Source organism: Actinoplanes xinjiangensis, assembly GCF_003148685.1.
In the GTDB taxonomy this organism is placed as follows: Bacteria; Actinomycetota; Actinomycetes; order Mycobacteriales; family Micromonosporaceae; genus Actinoplanes; species Actinoplanes xinjiangensis.
The window spans coordinates 49464-67416 of sequence record NZ_QGGR01000023.1; the positions used below are offsets into that span (position 1 = coordinate 49464).

Here is a 17953-nt window from a genome sequence, read left to right on the forward strand (position 1 = left end):
GTCAGGCCGCGCTGTCCTCGGGGTCGTCCGGTGCGGCCGGCGAGGTCGGCGCGGGAACCGGTGGGGCCTGATCGGGCTGGCGATGCCGCCCGACGTAGTTGCGTGGCTGGTTGGCCTGACGCGGCTCCGGGATCAGGTTCTTGAGCGTGGCGAACATGGCGTCCCCCTGTTCGTAGCTGTCTATCCCTAAGAACGAGCCTTCCGGGTCGGCGATACGTGATCAGCGTGTCGAAGTAGGCAAATGGCCGAACGGCTGTATCGGCGCCCATCCGATCGGCGACGTTTGACCCACGAACCGACGGACAAGGGCCCCTCACCGAGGGGTTCCGTGGAAAAAGTCTCCCGGGTTGTCGCTGGCTACCGATCAGTAATACAGTGGGGTTACTGACGGGTAACTCGCGTCCGGAGAGCGGGGCCAAGCACCATGACGCACTACAAGAGCAACCTTCGTGACCTCCAGTTCAACCTGTTCGAGGTCTTCGGAGCGGAGAAGTCGCTCGGCCAGGCGCCGTTCGACGAGTTCGACCTGGAGTCGGCACGTGACGTGCTCACCGAGGTCGACCGGTTGGCTCGCGAGGACCTCGCCGCCAGCTACACCGACGCGGACCGCAACCCACCGGTCTTCGACCCGGCGACGAACACCGCGCCGCTGCCGGAGTCGTTCAAGAAGTCCTACGAGACCTTCATGGCGTCCGAGTTCTGGCGGCTCGACCTGCCGACCGGCCTCGGCGGCACCCCGGCGCCGCGGAGCCTCGTGTGGGCCGTCGCGGAGCAGATCCTCGGCGCCAACGCCCCGGTCTGGATGTACTCGTCCGGTCCGTCCTTCGCCCACGTCGTGTGGATCGAGGGCACCGAGGAGCAGAAGGAGTGGGCCAAGCTCTTCGTCGAGAAGCAGTGGGGCTCCACCATGGTCCTCACCGAGCCGGACGCCGGCTCGGACGTCGGCGCCGGCCGCGCCCGCGCCATCCCGCAGCCGGACGGCTCGTGGCACATCGAGGGCGTCAAGCGCTTCATCACCTCGGGTGAGCACGACCTGAGCGACAACATCATCCACTACGTCCTGGCCCGCCCGGTGGGCGTCGAGGGCGTGGGTGGTCCCGGCACCAAGGGCCTGTCGCTCTTCATCGTGCCGAAGTACCACTTCGACCCGGCCTCCGGCGAGCTCGGTGAGCGCAACGGTGTCTACGCCACCAACGTCGAGCACAAGATGGGCCTCAAGGTCTCCAACACGTGCGAGATGACCTTCGGTGAGCACGGCACCCCGGCCAAGGGCTGGCTGCTGGGCGAGGTGCACCAGGGCATCCGGCAGATGTTCATGATCATCGAGAACGCCCGGATGATGGTCGGCACCAAGGCGATCGCCACCCTGTCGACCGGTTACCTCAACGCGCTGGAGTATGCGAAGAACCGCGTACAGGGTGCCGACCTGGTGCAGAACACCGACAAGGCGGCTCCCCGGGTGACCATCACCCACCACCCGGACGTACGCCGTTCGCTGATGCTCCAGAAGTCGTACGCCGAGGCCCTTCGTGCCCTGGTCATCTACACCGCGACCTGGCAGGACAAGGTCGCCATCGCGCAGGCCGCCGGCGACGAGAAGGCCGCGAAGACCGCCAGCCGGATCAACGACTTCCTGCTGCCCCTGGTCAAGGGCGTCGGCTCGGAGCGGGCGTACGAGCTGCTCGGCGCCGAGTCGCTGCAGACCTTCGGTGGTTCCGGCTTCCTCCAGGACTACCCGCTGGAGCAGTACGTCCGGGACGCGAAGATCGACACGCTTTACGAGGGCACCACCGCGATCCAGAGCCTCGACCTGATCTTCCGCAAGATCGTCAAGGACGGTGGGCGTACGCTCGGCACGGTCGCCGCCGAGATCCAGGGCTTCATCGAGAGCGAGGCCGGCAACGGTCAGCTCAAGAACGAGCGGCTCGCCCTCGGCAAGGCGCTCACCGAGATGCAGAACATCCTCGGTGTCACCCTGGGCTGGCTCCAGGCCGTGCAGAACGGTGAGCCCCGCGAGCTGTACAAGATCGGTCTGAGCTCCCGCCGGATCCTGCTCGCCCTCGGCGACGTGGTCCTCGCGTGGCTGCTGCTGCGCCAGGCCGACGTCGCCCTGACCGCGCTGAACGGCGAGGTCTCCGAGGCGGACAAGAAGTTCTACACCGGCAAGGTGGCCGCGGCCCGCTTCTTCGTCGCGGAGATCCTGCCGCGGATCGGCGCCGACCGCCGGATCATCGAGAACACCACCCTCGACCTGATGGACCTGGACGAGGACGCGTTCTGATCCACAAGCTTTTCCCACTCTCCTGAAAAAGACGAGAGCCCGGTGGACAACGACGTCCGCCGGGCTCTCGTCTTTTCGGGGGAGACGCATCCGTATCGACGTGCGTTACGATGATCATTCTCTTGTGGATCATCGAGCCCGGGGGCCATCGGTGCGCATCGTCTCTTCCTGTCTCGTCTCCGTACTCCTGGTGGGTTCGGCCGCGAGCCCGGCCATGGCCGCCGAGGACCCGGTGCTGATCAATGTGGGCCTGGTCGACTCGACGTACGCCACCACCGTTCTGGACGCCCTCGGCGACCGGGTGCGCGCGAGTAAGCCCGTCCGGGGACTGAGCGCCCTGCGCCTCGAGGTCCCGGCCGGGGACGCCGACAGCGTGCGGGCGGAACTGAGCGCGGACGAGACGCACGTCCGGTTCGTGGAGACCGACGGCGTGGTTCATGCCGACAGCGACCCCTACGATCGCGTGAACCGGGAGCCGTACACCGGCAACCGGGTGTTCGGCGCGCGTACCTGGGGGCCGGGCAGCCCCGACGTCACGGTGGCGGTGGTCGACACCGGTGTCAGCACGAACGACGACCTCCCGGCCGCACGGATCACCGCCGGCTACGACTTCGTCGACGAGGACGCCGATCCGCTGGACGACGACGACCACGGCACCATGGTCGCGACCGTCATCGCCGCCGAGGCGGACAACGGGGTCGGTGCGTCCGGGATCTGCCCACGGTGCCGGATCATGCCGGTCCGGGTCCTGGGTCATCGGGCGGGCGGGCCGGCCGAGGGATCCTCCGCGGATGCCGCGGCCGGCATCGTCTGGGCGGCCGACCACGGCGCGCAGGTGATCAACCTCTCGTTGAGCACGGCCACACCGAGTCGCCTCCTGGCGGAGGCGGTCGCCTACGCCGACGGCAAGGGATCACTGGTGGTGGCGGCGGCGGGCAATGCCGGTGCGACGGCCCGCGAGTTCCCGGCGGCGATCGAGCCGGTGATCGCGGTCGGCGCGACGGCCAACCTCACGGTGTACTCGAACACCAACTCGCGAACCGACCACTGGGTGGACATCGCCGCCGAGCAGAACGTCCACGCGATGGATCGGCAGTCCAGGAACCGGACACTGAGGAACACGTCCGGCGCTGCCGCGGTTGTCGCCGGGGTGGCCGCCCTCGGCATTGCGGCGAAGGAGGGCAACTCGGCGGCGCGGGTCCGATGGGGGATCGTGAGCAGCGGGGCGAACCTGCCGCCGGCCAGGGCGCGTGTCGACGACCCGAAAATCATCGACGCGGCCCTCACCATGGTGAAGCTCGGTGCCACCGACACGGTCGCCCCGGTGCTCACCGACACCGGTCTGACCTCCGGCCAGGTCCTGTCCTGGCGCGGCACCCCCATCAAGCCGCGGTACTCCGACGATCACGCGGTGCAGAGGGTCGAGCAGATCGTCGACGGCAGGGTGGTGGCGACCGCCGACCAGCCCTGGGAGGAGCTGTGGGCGGTGGCGCCGCACGGGACCCGGGGCGATCTGCCGGTCACCGTCCGGGTGACCGACTATGCCGGCAACCATGCCGAGGCGACCACGGTGGTCACCGCCGATGCGATGTCGCCGGCGGCCTCGGTCGTCTCGCCGGCACCCGGCTCCGCCCTGCGCAGCGGTCCGGTCGATCTGGTGGTGCGGGCGTCCGAGGACAGCGTCCCTATCGAGTCCGTCAGGGTCGGCGGAACCCTCCTCACCCGAGCGGAGGGAACGCGCGACTGGACCGGAACGGTCCAGCTCGCGGCCGACGCGGGGATCAGCGTGAACGTGCGGGGCGGGAACGGCCTGACCATCTCGCTCGCCCCGAGGTACCGGGTCGACGACACCGGGCCGACCGCGACCTCGCTGAGCCCGGCGCACGGCACCCGCGTCCGTGGTGTCTTCACCAGCGGTCTCGGCGGGGTCACCGACGTCAGCGGTCCGGTTCTGGCCGAGCTGTGGGCAGACGGCGTATACGCCGGCCTCGACCACACCGCGCCATACGGGCTGGCCGTCCGGTCGGTGCGATCGTCGGGCCCGGTGCAGCTGTACTGGCGGCTCACCGATCAGGCCGGCAACATCCGGACCTACACACGATGGGTGACCGCCGACTACGACGGCCCGGCGGTGACGATCAGCAGGGCGCCGAGCAACAAGGCGAAGATCAAGGGCACGACCAGGGTGTACGTGAAAGCCTCCGACGCGAGTGGGATCGCGCGGGTCGAGCTGACCGTCAACGGGAAGGTCGTGGCGCGGGACCACACCGCGGGCTACATGCTGGCGTTCAACGCGAGCAAGTCGGCGAAGGCCATGAAGGTGCAGGTCCGGGCGTACGACAGGCTCGGTAACGTGAGATACACGAGTACCCGGACCTGGTACCGGAAGTAGGGCCCCTCAGCCTCGGGCGGTGTGGGACCGGGTCAGCCGCATCGATCCCGGTTCCGCCGAGGACCACGGCTTCTCGCCGGTGTGGACGGCCAGGCCGGAGGTCTTCATCTCGATCACGGTGCCGGTGTACTGCTCGTCCGGCAGCAGCAGAGCGGACACTTCGGACATGGTCGGGTTGTGGCCGATGACCAGGACCGTACGGACGGTGTCCGGGACCGCGTGCAGCAGGTCGAAGACCTCGCCGCTGCGGCCCAGATAGAGCGACTCCTCGTAGTGGACCTCGGGCGCCGGCTGCCCGGACCGGCCCTGTGCCAGCGCGATCGCCGCGTTCTGCCAGGTCTGCCGGGTGCGCTTGGCCGGTGAGCAGATCACCAGGTCGGGGTGCAGGCGTTCATCGACGAGCCACGCTCCGGCCGCATCGGCGTCGAGGCCACCCCGGTCGGTGAGGGCGCGGTCGTAATCGTCGAAGTCGCCGGGGATCTCCGCCTTGGCGTGCCGCAGCAGGATGAGCGTCCGCGTGGTCATCGGTACAGCTTGCCTGATTGGGATTCGGCGCGTGCGGGTAAACGCCCGATCAACGCATTCATCACGGTCGAGCGGGATCGCACGGCCGGGCGGACACCCGAGGAGGGTCCGATGGGCATCGGTGCAAGCATTTTCCTGCTCGCTCTGGGGGCGATCCTGGCGTTCGCCGTGGAGGCGGACATCAGTGGACTGGACATCGGCGTGATCGGTTGGATCCTGATGCTGGCCGGGCTGGCGGGCCTCGTCATCACGCTGGCGTTCTGGAGCAACCGTCGCCGTACAGTGGTGACCCGGACGCAGGCGCCGGTCGCCGGGACGGGTTACACCTCCGAGTACCACGAAGTCCGCCGGGACGACGTCCCGCCGCCGCCTCCGCCGGCCTACTCCTGACGTACGACGGCCCGGACTTCACCGCGAAGTCCGGGCCGATTTTTCATGCGTACAGAGCGAAGTAGACGGCGATGTGGTGGCAGATCGCCGCGACCAGGGTGCAGGCGTGGAAGAACTCGTGGTGGCCGAAGACGGTGGGCCACGGGTTGGGCCGCCGCAGCGCGTAGAACACCGCGCCGATCGTGTAGATGAGGCCACCGACGAGCAGCAGCACCAGGCAGGTGACACCGCCGACGTGCAGCACCTCGGGGATGATCGCGACCGCGACCCAGCCGAGCGCCACATAGAGCGGTGCACCCGCCCATCTCGGCAGGTGCGGCCAGACCATCTTCAGGGCGACACCGCCGACCGCCCCGCCCCAGACCAGGCTGAGCAGAACCGCCTGCTGGGAGCCCTCCAGGAGCAGGACGCAGAACGGCGTGTAGCTGCCGGCGATGAAGATGAAGATCATCGAGTGGTCGGCGCGCCGCATGATCTGATAGCCGCGCTCGCTCCACACCCTGCGGTGGTAGAGCGCGCTGGTGCCGAACAGCCCACAGACCGTGATGCTGTAGATCAGGCAGCTGACGAACGGTGCGATGCCGGGGCGGCTCAGCGCTATCGAACTGAGCACGACGCCGCAGACGAGTGCGACAAAAAACGCGTACTGATGCAACCGGCCGCGTAGTCGCGGCTTGCCGAGGTCGGTCGGCTTCATCCGGAACGGGGCTGAGGTCGTCACGCGATCCAGGTTACGGCACCGTAGGTTACTGGGGGGTAGTGACGCCGGATACGGCCGGCGTTGCCGGATGATTTCCCCATGAAGATACGACGGGTGGGAGCTGCCGGTCTACTGATCGAGTGCGATGATGCCGACCGGGTCGAGGACTGGCGCGCTGAGCTGTGGCGACGCCGCGAAATCGGTGAGCTCCAAGCGGTCGAGATCGTGCCCGGCGCCCGTACGATCCTGCTCGACGGGGTGGCTCCCGGCACCGAGGAACAGCTACCGCAGTGGGAGCCGGCGCCCGGAGAAATTCAGTCCGAAGGGCCCCTCGTGCGGATCCGGACGGTCTTCGACGGCGAGGATCTCGAACCGGTCGCCGAGTTCTGGGGCGTCACCACCGATGAGGCGATCCAGCGTCTGGTCGATACGCCCCTCAACGTCGCCTTCTCCGGCTTCGCACCCGGCTTCGCCTATCTGCGCGGACTTCCGGACGCGTGGGCGGTTCCCCGGCTCGCCGTTCCGCGGCCCCGCGTCCCGGCCGGCGCCGTCGCGCTGGCCGGCGGCTACGCGGGCATCTATCCCACCGCCTCCCCGGGCGGGTGGCGGCTCGTCGGTCACACCGATCAGAACCTCTTCGATGTACGCCGGGAGCAGCCCGCACTCCTCACCCCCGGGACTCGCGTCCGGCTGGTGGCGGCATGATCACCGTGCTGCGGGCCGGGCCGCTGACCACCGTGCAGGACCTCGGCCGGCCGGGCTACGCGCACCTCGGGGTGCCCCGCTCCGGCGCGCTCGACGAACCGGCCCTGCGGCTCGCCAACCGGTTCGTCGGCAACCCCGACGACGCGGCCGCCCTGGAGACCACCCTGCTCGGCTGTGCCCTGCGCTTCGCGGAGGCGGCGCTCGTGGCCGTCACCGGCGCCGTCGCCCAGGTCGACGTGAACGGGCGCCCGGTCGAACGGCCGCACGGGCACCAGCTCTTCGAGGTGCCGGCCGGCGGCGTCGTCGACATCAGGAGGGCCAGCCGCGGAGTGCGGTCCTACCTGGCGGTGGCCGGCGGGATCGCGGTCGAACCGGTGCTCGGCAGCCGCTCCACCGACACCCTCTCCGGGCTCGGGCCGGCCCGCCTCACCGACGGCGCCACCCTCCCCGTCGGCGTACCCACCGGGGCGGCCCCGCTGATCGGCGAGCCGGCCCGGATCGGCGCGGAATCGGTGCTCGGGATCCGGCTCGGGCCACGCGACGACTGGTTCGCGGCACACCGGCTGTTCGGTTCCGCGTACCAGATCAGCCCGTTGAGCAACCGGGTCGGCGCCCGGCTCGCCGGCAACGCCCTGACCCGCACGAACGTCGGCGAATTGCCCTCCGAGGGTGTCGTCCTCGGGGCCGTGCAGGTGCCCGCCGACGGTCAGCCGATCATCTTCCTCGCCGACCATCCGACGACCGGCGGATATCCGGTGATCGGCGTGGTCGACGACGTCGCCCCCCTCGCGCAGGCGCGGCCGGGCACTACCGTGAGATTCCGTGAACTCGATTGACCTGAACGCCGACCTCGGCGAGGGCTTCGGCGCGTGGCGCCTGGGCGACGACGACGCCCTGCTCGACGTCGTGACCTCGGCGAACGTCGCCTGCGGCTTCCACGCCGGCGATCCGTCCACGATGGCCTCCGTCTGCCGCCGGGCAGTGGAGAAGAGCGTCGCGATCGGCGCCCAGGTCGGCTACCGCGATCTGGCCGGATTCGGGCGGCGCCGGATCGACTACGCCCACGATGAGCTGCGCGACGACATCGTCTACCAGATCGGGGCACTCGAGGCGTTCTGCCGGATCGCCGGCGACCGGGTGCGTTACGTGAAGCCGCACGGCGCCCTCTACAACACCGCCGCGGTCGACGAACTCCAGGCGTCCGCCGTGGTGGCGGCCGTCGTCGCCTACGACCCGGCGCTGCCGGTCCTCTGCCAGCCCGGCTCGGTCCTCGCCGTGCGGGCCGCTGAAGCCGGGCTGACCGCGATCGGCGAGGGATTCGCCGATCGCGGTTACCTGCCCGACGGGCGCCTCGTGCCGCGGTCCCGGCCGGACGCGCTGGTGCACGACCCGGACGAGGTGGTCGCCCGGGTCGTGCAGATGGCGGTGGACAGCTCCGTCACAGCGGTCGACGGTTCCACGGTGGAGTGCCGGGTGCGATCGATCTGCCTACACGGGGACACGCCGGGAGCGGTACGCCTGGCCCGTGCGGTCCGGGACGGGCTGGCCGGCCACCTGACGGTTCAGGCCTTCTGACGGACCCGGTCCACCAGCGCGATCTCGTCGATGCTCGACTCCGGCGTACCCAGCATCCGGAAGGTCTTCGGGTCGAAGATCCAGACCACCTGCTCTTCGGTCTGCCCGGTGGGAACCCAGGCCACCCCGACACCCGCACGACCGCGTGAGTCCTTCGCGCCCTCGACCAGCCGGACACCGTCGATCAGGCCGATCGCACGGTAGAGCGCCGCCCGCTGTGCCGGCCGCATCCAGAACCGGGTGGAGGCGGTGCCGAGGTATTTGGTGACGGCGTCGAGGCTGTCCGAACCGAATTCTGTCCGGGTCGTCTTCCGGAGCCACCCGACCATCGCCTCCGGGTCGGTCGGCATGTCGTCCCGGTAGTGCGCGACCACCTCGCAGCCGCCGCCGGCCGGACAGCCCGGAATCGTCGCGTACTTCCCGTCCTGGTCGACGCCCCATCCGTCGTGCCTGCCGTCGATCGACAGCCAGGCCTCGTTCGCCGTGCCGCCCCACTCGATGAACCGCAGGTAGAGGAACTGGTCGCCGCGAGGGACGACGTCGGGCTCGTTCTCCACGGCGGTGGCGGCCTGGTCCAGGAAGGCGGCCACCGGCGTCAGCTTCGGGCCCGGCGCCACGCTCTGCGCCGGGGCGGGCGGCTGTGCGCCCGGTGTCACGATCTGCGGGACGGTGACCGCAGCTACGCCCGCGGCGGCCACCGCGGCCAGGAGGGCGGCCCAGCGGCGGTTCCTCTTCGGCGGGGCGACCTCGGACATCAACCGGGAACGCGTCGCGGCCAGACGGTCCGCCGACGGCAGCGGCGTCTCCTCGCCCATCTCCCGGACCAGCGTGATTTCATCCATGACGAACCCCCTCCTCGGTGCTGTTCAACGGGTTGCTGCCGCCCAGAGCGGCACGTAGGACGGTCCGGGCCCGGTGCAACCGGGACCGCACCGTGCCCACCGGGATGTCGAGCGCGGCCGCGACCTGCTCGTACGTCAGCTCCTCCTGCACGACCAGCAGCAGGACGTCACGGTCGCCGTCGGCCAGATCGGCCAGCGCCGACGTGAGGACACTGCGCAGCGCGGCCGCGGTGACGTCGGCGGCCACCCGGTCGGCGTGACAGGAGGTGTCCCGTTCGGCCGGGACGGCCTGATGCAGGCGCAGCCGCCGGACCTCGTCACGGCGATGCTGGGCGATCAGAAGGGTGGCGATCCCGTAGAGCCACGGGCGGGCGTCGCGCTGATCCGCACGGAACGTGCCCCGGCGGCGGAACGCGGTGAGGAACGTCTCGGCGACCAGATCGTCGGCCGCCTGATCGCCGAGACGTCTGGCCAGATAGCGGTGGATGTGCGGGGCATGTCGGTCGAACAACGCCGCGAAGTTCTCGCGGAGCAACGCGGCGTCGTCCGGCTCGCTGTCGCTTCTCATGCCCCGTTATCCGTCACTCGACGGCGATGAGTTCACGCATCCAGACCGCGCAGCACCAGCGGCAGCCTGTTCGGGCCGGCCGGGTCGATCACGATCGGCACACCCCAGTCCTGGCGGGTCAGATGGCAGGCGCCGTACTCGGCGTCCACATCGCACGTGGCGGCCTGTGCCACCACCTGGAGCACGCCCTTCGGCACATCCGGGTTGAGCACGATCCGGCGCGACAGTTCGGTGGTCGTTCCCTCGCCCTCCAGCAGCAACTCGGCGGGCGACGCCGACACCACCAGCCGGACCGGCGAGCCGAACTGGCTGTCCAGCTTCTGTCCGGGCGCCGGTGTGAAGATCACGTCGAGGGTGACCTCCCCCGGAGCCAGGTGCGACGGCGGCCGCTCCGTCCGGTGCCGCTCCCCGTCGACCCGCTTCACCACACCCGGAGCCAGACGGGTCAACCGGTGCGCGGCCGACTCCACCACGACCACCGTGCCGTCGCCCAGAGCCAGGACATCGCTCGGCTCGGCCAGGCCCGAATCCACCGTGGACACCTCGTTCGACGCCGGGTCGAAACGGCGGACCGCACCGTTGTACGTGTCCGCCACCAGCACCGAGCCGTCCGGCAGAGCCGCCACCCCGAGCGGGTGCTGGAACAGCGCCTCGGCAGCCGGGCCGTCCACGTGACCGAAATCGAACAGACCCTGGCCGACCGCGGTGTGCAGCACCCCGTCCTCGACCCAGCGCAGCGCCGACGTCTCACTGTCCGCGATCCAGAGACGTACGCCGTCGGCGCTCACCGACAGGCCGGACGGCTGGGCCATCCACACGTCCGGGATCGGGCCGTCCCGCAGCGCCTCCACCGTCGTGCCCGCGTACACCCCGACCGTGCGCTTGATCGGGTCGAACCACCACAGCTGGTGGATGCCGGCCATGGCGATGACGACCTTCTCGTCGAACCAGGCCAGATCCCACGGCGACGACAGGTCGGCGGCCAGCGCGTCATGCGCGTGATCGTCGACCGAGGACCGCCACGGCCGCCCCGAACCGGCGACCAGGGTCACCTCGCCCGTCGCCGTGCTGAACCCGCGCAGCTGGTGATTGACCGTGTCGGCGACCACCACGTCATAGCCGGCGACCTCGGCCACCGACGGCGGCAACAGCACCAGGCCCTGCGGCTCACTGAACGGCTCACCGCGGACACCAATGCCGATCCGGCGGACCAGGGTCTCCCCGTCCGGCGTCAGCTCCACCAGCGAATGCCGGGCCGAATCCGAGACCAGCAGATTGCCGCCCGGCAGCTCGATCGCCTTGCCCGGGAACCGCAGCAGGCCCTCCGGGGCGGGCGGCGGAACATACGGCCCGTCACCGCGGTGCAGGGTGCCGTTCGCCTCATGCCTGGTGATCAGCTCGTCGATCAGCCGGGACAGCCCCTCGGCGTGACCCTCCCCGGCCATCGACGCGACCAGGTAACCCTCCGGGTCCACCACGGCCAGGGTCGGCCACGCCTTCGCCGCATACTGCTGCCACACGTGCATGTCGCCGTCGTCCACCACCGGGTGATGCACGCCATACCGCTCCACTGCGGCGGCCAGCGCCACCGGGTCACGCTCGTGCTCGAATTTCGGTGAGTGCACGCCGATCACGACGAGGGCGTCACCGTACTTCTCCTCCAACGGCCGCAGCTCGTCGAGGACGTGCAGGCAATTAATGCAGCAGAAGGTCCAGAAATCCAGTATTAGGATTTTTCCGCGCAGATCGGCCAAGGTGAGGGCCTTACCGCCGGTGTTGAGCCAACCGCGACCCTTGAGTTCGGGCGCACGCACGCGAAATTCCATGCCGCCATGGTGCCTCACCGCCCGCCGCCCCACCGTCCGGGCAGCTCAACAGCGAACGGCCTCACCTTCCGGTGAGGCCGTTCACGGTGAAACTCTGATCAGCCGTTCTTCTTCAGACAGAGGACCTCGTCGCCGTCGTCCTTCGGCACCACGATGTACGGCTGGGAGGCGTCACCGCACTGCTCCTTGGCCGTCACGATCGACACCACCTCGAACGTCTCCGGCTCGCTGCACGCCGCCACCACCGGAGTGGTGCCGTCACGCTTGACGCAGTCGCCCTTGGCCACGCTGAAATCGTCGCCCGAGATCAGGTAGACCAGCCCGAACACCAGGCTCAGCAGCAGCGCCGCACCCAGCACGACCGCCAGGGCCACCGGGATCGTGCGGACGTTCACCTTCCCCGACGGGGGCGGCGGAACCGGCGGCTGATCCGACTTGAACTGGTCGAACCTGCCCTGCTCCTCGGCCGGGCCGGGCCAGCTCGTGGTGTCCTCCGGCCCCGGCGGGGTCACCGTGGCACGGGCCGCCGGATTAGCCGGGTACATCCCACCGCCGGACTGCTCACCGGGCATCGGCGGCAGGGCCGGCGCCGGAACGTACGGCGAGTTGCCCCGGCCGGACACGTCGGTGGTGTGCTCGTTGTACTGGTCCGGGTAACCGCCCGGCACCGAACCGCGGCCGGCCTGATCCGAGGTGAACTCGCTGTACGGCGGACCGGACAGATCACCCGGAGCACCGAACTGACCCGGGAACTGCGGCGACCCCGGCATGGCCGGACCGCCCCCGGAGAACGGCGAAGGATTGCCGGGGTTGTCGGCGCCCGGGAACGGACGACCACCCTGGTCACCACCCGGGAACTGCGGCGACCCCGGCATGGCGAACGGTGAGCCACCACCCGGCGGCGTCTCGGGCGGCGTGACCCGCGCACTCGCCGTGGCGCGGGCGGTGGCCCGGGCCGGCGACTGCGGGGCGACCCCGGGCGTGCCCGGAGCACCGGGTCCACCGGAATGGCCGGGCCCGCCGGGCCCGTCGAGGGCGCTGAGACCGCCCGGAGTGCCGGGTCCGTCACCGGACGGCGGCTGGAACCGGTCGTTGTGGGACGGCGGCTGGAATCGGTCGTCATCGCGCGATGCGCCCGGGAACGGCGCCGCGGCACCGAACGTGGTCGACGAGGGCGGGAAACCACCCGACGGCGACTCGTCCTCCGGGGAGCCGGGGAACGGCACACTGCCGCGGTCGTCGGATCCCCGCTGCGGCAGGCCGAAGCCGCCGGCCGGGTTCTCACCACGCTGCGGCGGCCCACCGAACGGCGAAGTCTGCGCTGGCGGGAAACCACCGGAGGGGTTGTCTCCCTGCGGAGTGCCGTACGGGGAGGCCTGCGCTGGCGGGAAGCCGCCGGACGGGTTGTCTCCCTGCGGAGTGCCGTACGGGGAGGCCTGCGCTGGCGGGAAGCCGCCGGACGGGTTGTCGCCCTGCGGGGCGCCGTACGGCGAGGCCGAAACGGGCGGGTAGCCACCGGAGGCGTTGTCGCCCTGCTGAGCGCGGTCACCGAACGGGTCGCCGGGGCGGGCGGACCCGCTGAACGGCGAGGCCGGCGCGGGCGGGAAGCCGCCGGATGGATGGTCGCCCTGCTGCCCGGCACCGCCGGACTGATTCTCACCCTGGCGGGAGGAACCACCGAACGGGTCGCCCTGCTGAGCGGGCCCACCGAACGGGTCACCCGGAGAGGGCGCGCCGAACGAGCCCTCCTGCTGGGAAGGCGCGCCGAACGAGCCGTCCTGCTGGGAAGGCCTACCGAACGAGCCGTCCTGCTGGGCGGGGCTGCCGTAGGGGCTGTCGCTGCGTGACGAGCCGCCATACGGCGAGGTGGGCGCCGGGGGGAAACCGCCGGACGGGCTCTCGTCCCGCTGCGGCAGACCACTCGGCTGGCTCGGCTGACCCGGAGCGAACGGTGCGGCCGGGCCACCACCCTCGCCGCGCTGGGGCAGGCCACTGGGCCGGCCACCATACGGCGACTCGTCGGCGGAGGCCGAGTCCTCCTCGGAGGACTCCGGCGCGGGAGTGGCCGGGCGGCCGTAGACCCTTGCCTGCGGCGCGGCGTTGGACGGCGGGGGAAGCTCGGCCGCCTCGGCCGGTGTCACCCGGACGCCGGGGACCGACGCGCTGGCGGTCACCGGACGGGCCGAGCCGACCGCGGGCTTCTTCGCCGGGTCACGTGGCTGCGGGACCGCGGAGCCACCCTGGTGGTCGTCGGCTGAGGCGGACGGCGGCAGGGCGCCACCGGAGGAGAGAGCCGCACCCGGGACACGCTGCGGATATCCGGCCGCGGACAGAGGCGCCTCGGCACCGTCACGCGAAGTCGTCTCCGGTGCGGGCGGGAACTGGTCACCGCCGAAGGAGGGACGGTCACCCGAGGGCGGGAACGATCCGCCGTTGGACGACGCGGCGTCTCCCGGCGACGGGAACGAGTCACCGCCGAAGGAAGGGCGGTCACCTGAGGGCGGGAAGTCACCACCGAAGGACGGACGATCTCCCGGCGGGGGGAATGAGCCGCCGAACGACGGACCATCTGCCGGCGGGGCGAACGAGCCGCCACTGAAGGCGGGCTTGTCCTCCGCGGGCTGGGCCGCGCCGCCGAGGGGCGAGGCGTCGGCCGGAGACGGGAAGGCGCTACCACCGAGCGACTCGTGCGAAGAGCCGGCGGGCGGGAAGGCGCCACCGCCGAGCGGCTCCCGTGGAGAGCCGGAGGAACCGGCGGGCGGGAAGGTGCCACCGCCGAGCGGCTCCCGTGAAGAGCCGGCGGGCGGGAACGAACCATTACCGCTGAACGGCTCGCGGGAGGGCTCCGGTGAGGTGCTGCCGAACGGCGGCTGCTGCTGCCCACGGACCGGCAGGTCGAGGCTGGGCTGGCTGCCGGAGGGCGACTCGGTCCCGGGACCGGCCGGGGCGCGCAGCGGGAAGCCGCCACCCTCGCCGCGCCGGGACGGGAACGTGGTGCTCGCGGGCGGCGGCGGCGGAGAGGCGGCGTCGGACGGGGCCTCCGGGGTACGCACGTTCTGCATCCAGCTGTTCTGTGCGGGGCCGGTGCTGAACGCGCCGGGACCGGAGTTGTCCGGAAGGTCGGAGAGGCTGGCGCCGGGCACCCGGACCGGCTGGTCACCGAACGCGGAGAACGAGCGGCCGAGACCGCCGTCCTCAGGCGCGGTGGCGCCGGGGGTGCGGGCCGGCAGCCCGCTCGGGGTGAGCCGGCCACCGGACGACTCCGGCCCAGCCGGGGAAGGCGGTGCGGCGGAGGCGGCCGGAGACGGCGCTGCGGCAGACGGCGGTGCCGCGGAGGCGGCCGGACGACCGGGCGGCGGCGGGAAGCCCGGACCACCGAAGGACGGCTCCGAGGCCGGCGGCGTGGCGGAACCGGGCGGGCTCCACGGCGGCTGCGGCGCACCGGCGTCGAACGGCGCGGGGACCGGGACGGACGCGGCGCCGGCGGCCTGGGTGGAGCCGGAGGAGGGCGCGGAACCATACGGCGGCGGTGGTGTGCCGGGCTGACCATACTGACCGGGCGCCGCACCGTAGGGCGACGCTGTACCGGCTGCCTCGGGCGACGCCGAACCGTAGGGCGACGCGGTGCTGGCTGCCTCGGGTGACACCGAACCGTAGGGCGACGCCTCGGGCTGCGGCACACGTGCCGAACCGTAGGACGTGCCGCCCTGGCCGGAGCCGGCGCCGAAGGTCGAGACGGCGGGCACGACGAACGGCGACCCTCCGCCCGGAGCGGTTGCCGGCGGTGGCCCATACGAGTTGGGGAAGCCCTCAGCGGGTGGCTGGGCCGATGCCCGGCCGGCGATCCGCTGTGCGTCGGGGTCGAGCGGGAACCCGCCCGACGTGGGTCCGCCCGACGTGGCCTCGGCCGGCTGACCGGCGTGCTGCCCCTCGGACGTCATACGCGCCTCCTCATCGATGCGGCCGTGCCAGCTTTGCACGGACGCGACTCCACCGGCGACCTTCCGCCAGGGGCCGTGCCAGCTTTCCGGCCTGGCCGTGCTGGGGCCGGGGCGATGTGGCCGCCCGGGTGGCCCCGGTCTCCCTCACCGACCGGCCGTGCCGGTTCGGGGACCGTGCCCACGGTACCGGGCGGGCGCGGCGGGAGGAATCCCGGTGTACGCCCCTTGGGGACCTCTTACCGATCTTTGAGGTCGAGATCAGACACGAAGAGGTGTGATCCCGGAAACGACGAGGATGTGATCCGGGTAACGGCATCCCGGTCGGGGCCGGACCGGACCGGGACACGAAACAGCCCGCCCGGGTGAACCGGACGGGCTGGACGTCGTGTGCGGAACGCCGGAACCTCAGTTGGTCCAGCGGCGCTGGGCGATGACGGCGATCTCGTCGCGCATCGCCTGCGTGGGCGCCGACTGCATCGCGCGCTCGATGGCGCGGTTCTGACGGCTGATCATCCGGTTGCGGCGAATGCGGTCGATCATGTTCATTGCAGTGCTCACTTCCCCCGCGGTGGCGGGCCTGGCTTGACGAGCGTCGCCGGGCCGCTTGTGGCGGACTCTTCGGCGCGCGTCCCGTTGTCGACTCAAGTATCCGCCGACAACGTGGACACGGCCAGTGAATTAGGGGGTGAGCTGGGTCATGAACCTAAGGATCGAAGGTCAGGTACCGGACAGTGCCGACGGTCCTTAGGTCCAGCTGAGCAGAGCGGCCTCCGGGTCGGTCAGGAACGCACCCACGTCACGCAGGAACTTCGAGCCCAGTTCGCCATCGATGATCCGGTGGTCGAAGGAGAGCCCGAGCGTGGTGACCTGGCGCACCTTGATCTTGTTCTTGTGCACCCAGGGCATCGGCCGGATCGCACCGAAGGCCAGGATCGCCGACTCGCCCGGGGGCAGGATCGGCGTGCCGGTGTCGATGCCGAACACGCCCACGTTGGTGATCGAGAGCGTGCCGCCGGACATGTCCGACGGTGGGGTCTTCCCCGACTTGGCGACCCGCACCAGCGTGTTGAGGGCCTCGGCCAGTTCCTGGAGGCCGAGGCGGCCGGCGTCCTTGATGTTGGGGACGATCAGGCCGCGTTCGGTCGCCGCGGCGATCCCGAGGTTCACGTAGTCCTTGACCACGATCTCCCCGGTCGCCCCGGACCACGACGAGTTGACCATCGGGTGCCGTTTCGCCGCGAGCAGGACCGCCTTCGCCACCAGCAGCAGCGGCGAGACCCGGGTCTCGGCGAACTCCGGCCGGGACTTCAGCTTCTCCAGCGCCTTCATCGAGCGGGTCACGTCGACCGTGAGGAACTCGGTGACGTGCGGCGCGGTGAACGCCGACGCCACCATGTTCTCCGCGGTCAGCTTCCGCACCCCCTTGATCGGGATGCGCTGCTCGCGGGAGGCGTCGAAGACCGCGGCGGGTGCGGCCGGCGCGATGGCCGGAGCGGTCTCGGTCCGCGGCTCCGGACGGGAGGCGGCCAGCTGTACGTCGTCCCGCGTCACCGACCCCATCGGCCCCGTCCCGTGGATCACCGCGAGGTCGACGCCGAGATCACGGGCGAGTTTCCGGACGGGCGGCTTGGCGAGCACCGGCCCGGTGCGGACCGATGCGGCCGGGGAGGGAACCGGTGCCGGGGAGACGGGCCGGACCACGGGTGCCGGTGCCGGTACGACGGGCGCGGCCACGAGCGGGGCGGCAGCCGCCGGAGGCGGGGTGGGCGTGGTCGCGGTCGTGGGAGCGGTGGCCGTACCGCTGCGGGGTCGTCGTTTCGCCGTCGTGGTTCTCGGGCCGTAACCGACGAGCACCGCGGTACGCCCGCCGGGCGCCGGTCCACCGATGAGGCCGGCCTCGGTCTCGCCCTCGTCGGAGGCGGCCGAGGGCGCGGGAGTGGCCGACGGCACGGGGCCGGCGCCGGGATCGGTGTCGATGGAGATGATCGGCTGGCCGACCTCGACCACCGTTCCGGCCTCGTGGAAGATCCGGGTGACGACGCCACCCCACTTCGCCGGGATCTCGACGGCCGCCTTCGCCGTCTCCACCTCGACGATCGGCTGGTTGAGCTCGATGGTGTCGCCCACCTTGACCAGCCAGGCCAGGATCTCGCCCTCGGTGAGTCCCTCACCGAGGTCGGGCAGGTTGAACTCCTTGATCCGGGACAT

15 protein-coding genes are annotated in these 17953 nt (G+C 71.1%); 6 read left to right on the top strand and 9 right to left on the bottom strand.

Annotated elements, in window-relative coordinates; genetic code table 11:
* Position 1: 1 nt before the first annotated feature.
* On the bottom strand, positions 2–157 hold the full coding sequence (locus BC793_RS49905) for a hypothetical protein (RefSeq protein ID WP_158319483.1): 156 nt from the start codon (positions 155–157) through the stop codon (positions 2–4).
* A gap of 267 nt (positions 158–424) precedes the next feature.
* On the opposite strand from BC793_RS49905, the gene BC793_RS36340 reads away from it, so the two are divergent.
* Positions 425–2281, top strand: coding sequence for an acyl-CoA dehydrogenase (locus BC793_RS36340; protein WP_109600900.1), 1857 nt, complete (start codon positions 425–427; stop codon positions 2279–2281).
* A 151-nt stretch (positions 2282–2432) separates the two neighbouring features.
* Positions 2433–4673 (top strand): S8 family serine peptidase, encoded by a 2241-nt coding sequence (locus BC793_RS36345; protein ID WP_146246616.1) that lies wholly within the window; start codon positions 2433–2435, stop codon positions 4671–4673.
* A gap of 6 nt (positions 4674–4679) precedes the next feature.
* Here the strand turns inward: BC793_RS36345 and BC793_RS36350 are convergent, their stop codons facing one another.
* Positions 4680–5198, bottom strand: a complete 519-nt coding sequence (locus BC793_RS36350) for a SixA phosphatase family protein (protein WP_109600904.1) — start codon at positions 5196–5198, stop codon at positions 4680–4682.
* 111 nt (positions 5199–5309) lie between these two features.
* Here BC793_RS36350 and BC793_RS36355 point away from each other — a divergent pair, with 111 nt between their 5' ends.
* The gene (locus tag BC793_RS36355) at positions 5310–5588 is read left to right on the top strand and encodes a DUF6458 family protein (protein WP_109600906.1); all 279 of its coding nucleotides are present in this window, start codon (positions 5310–5312) and stop codon (positions 5586–5588) included.
* A gap of 43 nt (positions 5589–5631) precedes the next feature.
* Here BC793_RS36355 and trhA read toward each other — a convergent pair whose 3' ends face one another.
* Positions 5632–6309, bottom strand: coding sequence for a PAQR family membrane homeostasis protein TrhA (gene trhA, locus BC793_RS36360; RefSeq protein WP_109600908.1), 678 nt, complete (start codon positions 6307–6309; stop codon positions 5632–5634).
* 78 nt (positions 6310–6387) lie between these two features.
* Between trhA and BC793_RS36365 the strand changes: the two genes are divergently transcribed.
* Genes BC793_RS36365 through BC793_RS36375 form a run of 3 tightly spaced genes read left to right on the top strand, consistent with a single transcriptional unit; the run spans position 6388 to position 8568 of the window.
* Positions 6388–6993, top strand: a complete 606-nt coding sequence (locus BC793_RS36365; RefSeq protein WP_109600910.1) for a 5-oxoprolinase subunit B family protein — start codon at positions 6388–6390, stop codon at positions 6991–6993.
* Complete coding sequence (locus BC793_RS36370) at positions 6990–7829, top strand: 5-oxoprolinase subunit C family protein (protein WP_109600912.1); 840 nt, start codon at positions 6990–6992, stop codon at positions 7827–7829. The genes BC793_RS36365 and BC793_RS36370 overlap by 4 nt, the downstream gene beginning before the upstream one ends.
* Positions 7825–8568 carry a LamB/YcsF family protein gene (locus tag BC793_RS36375; RefSeq protein WP_109601069.1) on the top strand — a complete coding sequence of 248 codons (744 nt, stop codon included), beginning with the start codon at positions 7825–7827 and terminating at the stop codon, positions 8566–8568. Before BC793_RS36370 ends, BC793_RS36375 begins: the two co-directional genes overlap by 5 nt.
* Here BC793_RS36375 and BC793_RS36380 read toward each other — a convergent pair.
* From BC793_RS36380 to BC793_RS36400, 6 genes are all read right to left on the bottom strand, one after another.
* Complete coding sequence (locus BC793_RS36380; protein WP_109600914.1) at positions 8556–9410, bottom strand: CU044_5270 family protein; 855 nt, start codon at positions 9408–9410, stop codon at positions 8556–8558. The genes BC793_RS36375 and BC793_RS36380 overlap by 13 nt on opposite strands.
* Entirely contained in the window at positions 9403–9978 is a 576-nt protein-coding gene (locus BC793_RS36385; protein ID WP_109600916.1) for an RNA polymerase sigma factor, read from the bottom strand. Before BC793_RS36385 ends, BC793_RS36380 begins: the two co-directional genes overlap by 8 nt.
* 32 nt (positions 9979–10010) lie before the next feature.
* Positions 10011–11804: an NHL domain-containing thioredoxin family protein gene (locus tag BC793_RS36390; protein WP_109600918.1), complete on the bottom strand. Its 1794-nt coding sequence runs from the start codon at positions 11802–11804 to the stop codon at positions 10011–10013.
* Between the two features lie 98 nt (positions 11805–11902).
* Positions 11903–15745: an LppU/SCO3897 family protein gene (locus tag BC793_RS36395; RefSeq protein ID WP_109600920.1), complete on the bottom strand. Its 3843-nt coding sequence runs from the start codon at positions 15743–15745 to the stop codon at positions 11903–11905.
* 405 nt (positions 15746–16150) lie between these two features.
* The gene (locus tag BC793_RS50370) at positions 16151–16291 is read right to left on the bottom strand and encodes a hypothetical protein (RefSeq protein ID WP_170167314.1); all 141 of its coding nucleotides are present in this window, start codon (positions 16289–16291) and stop codon (positions 16151–16153) included.
* Between the two features lie 198 nt (positions 16292–16489).
* Positions 16490–17953, bottom strand: coding sequence for a dihydrolipoamide acetyltransferase family protein (locus tag BC793_RS36400; protein ID WP_109601071.1), 1464 nt, complete (start codon positions 17951–17953; stop codon positions 16490–16492).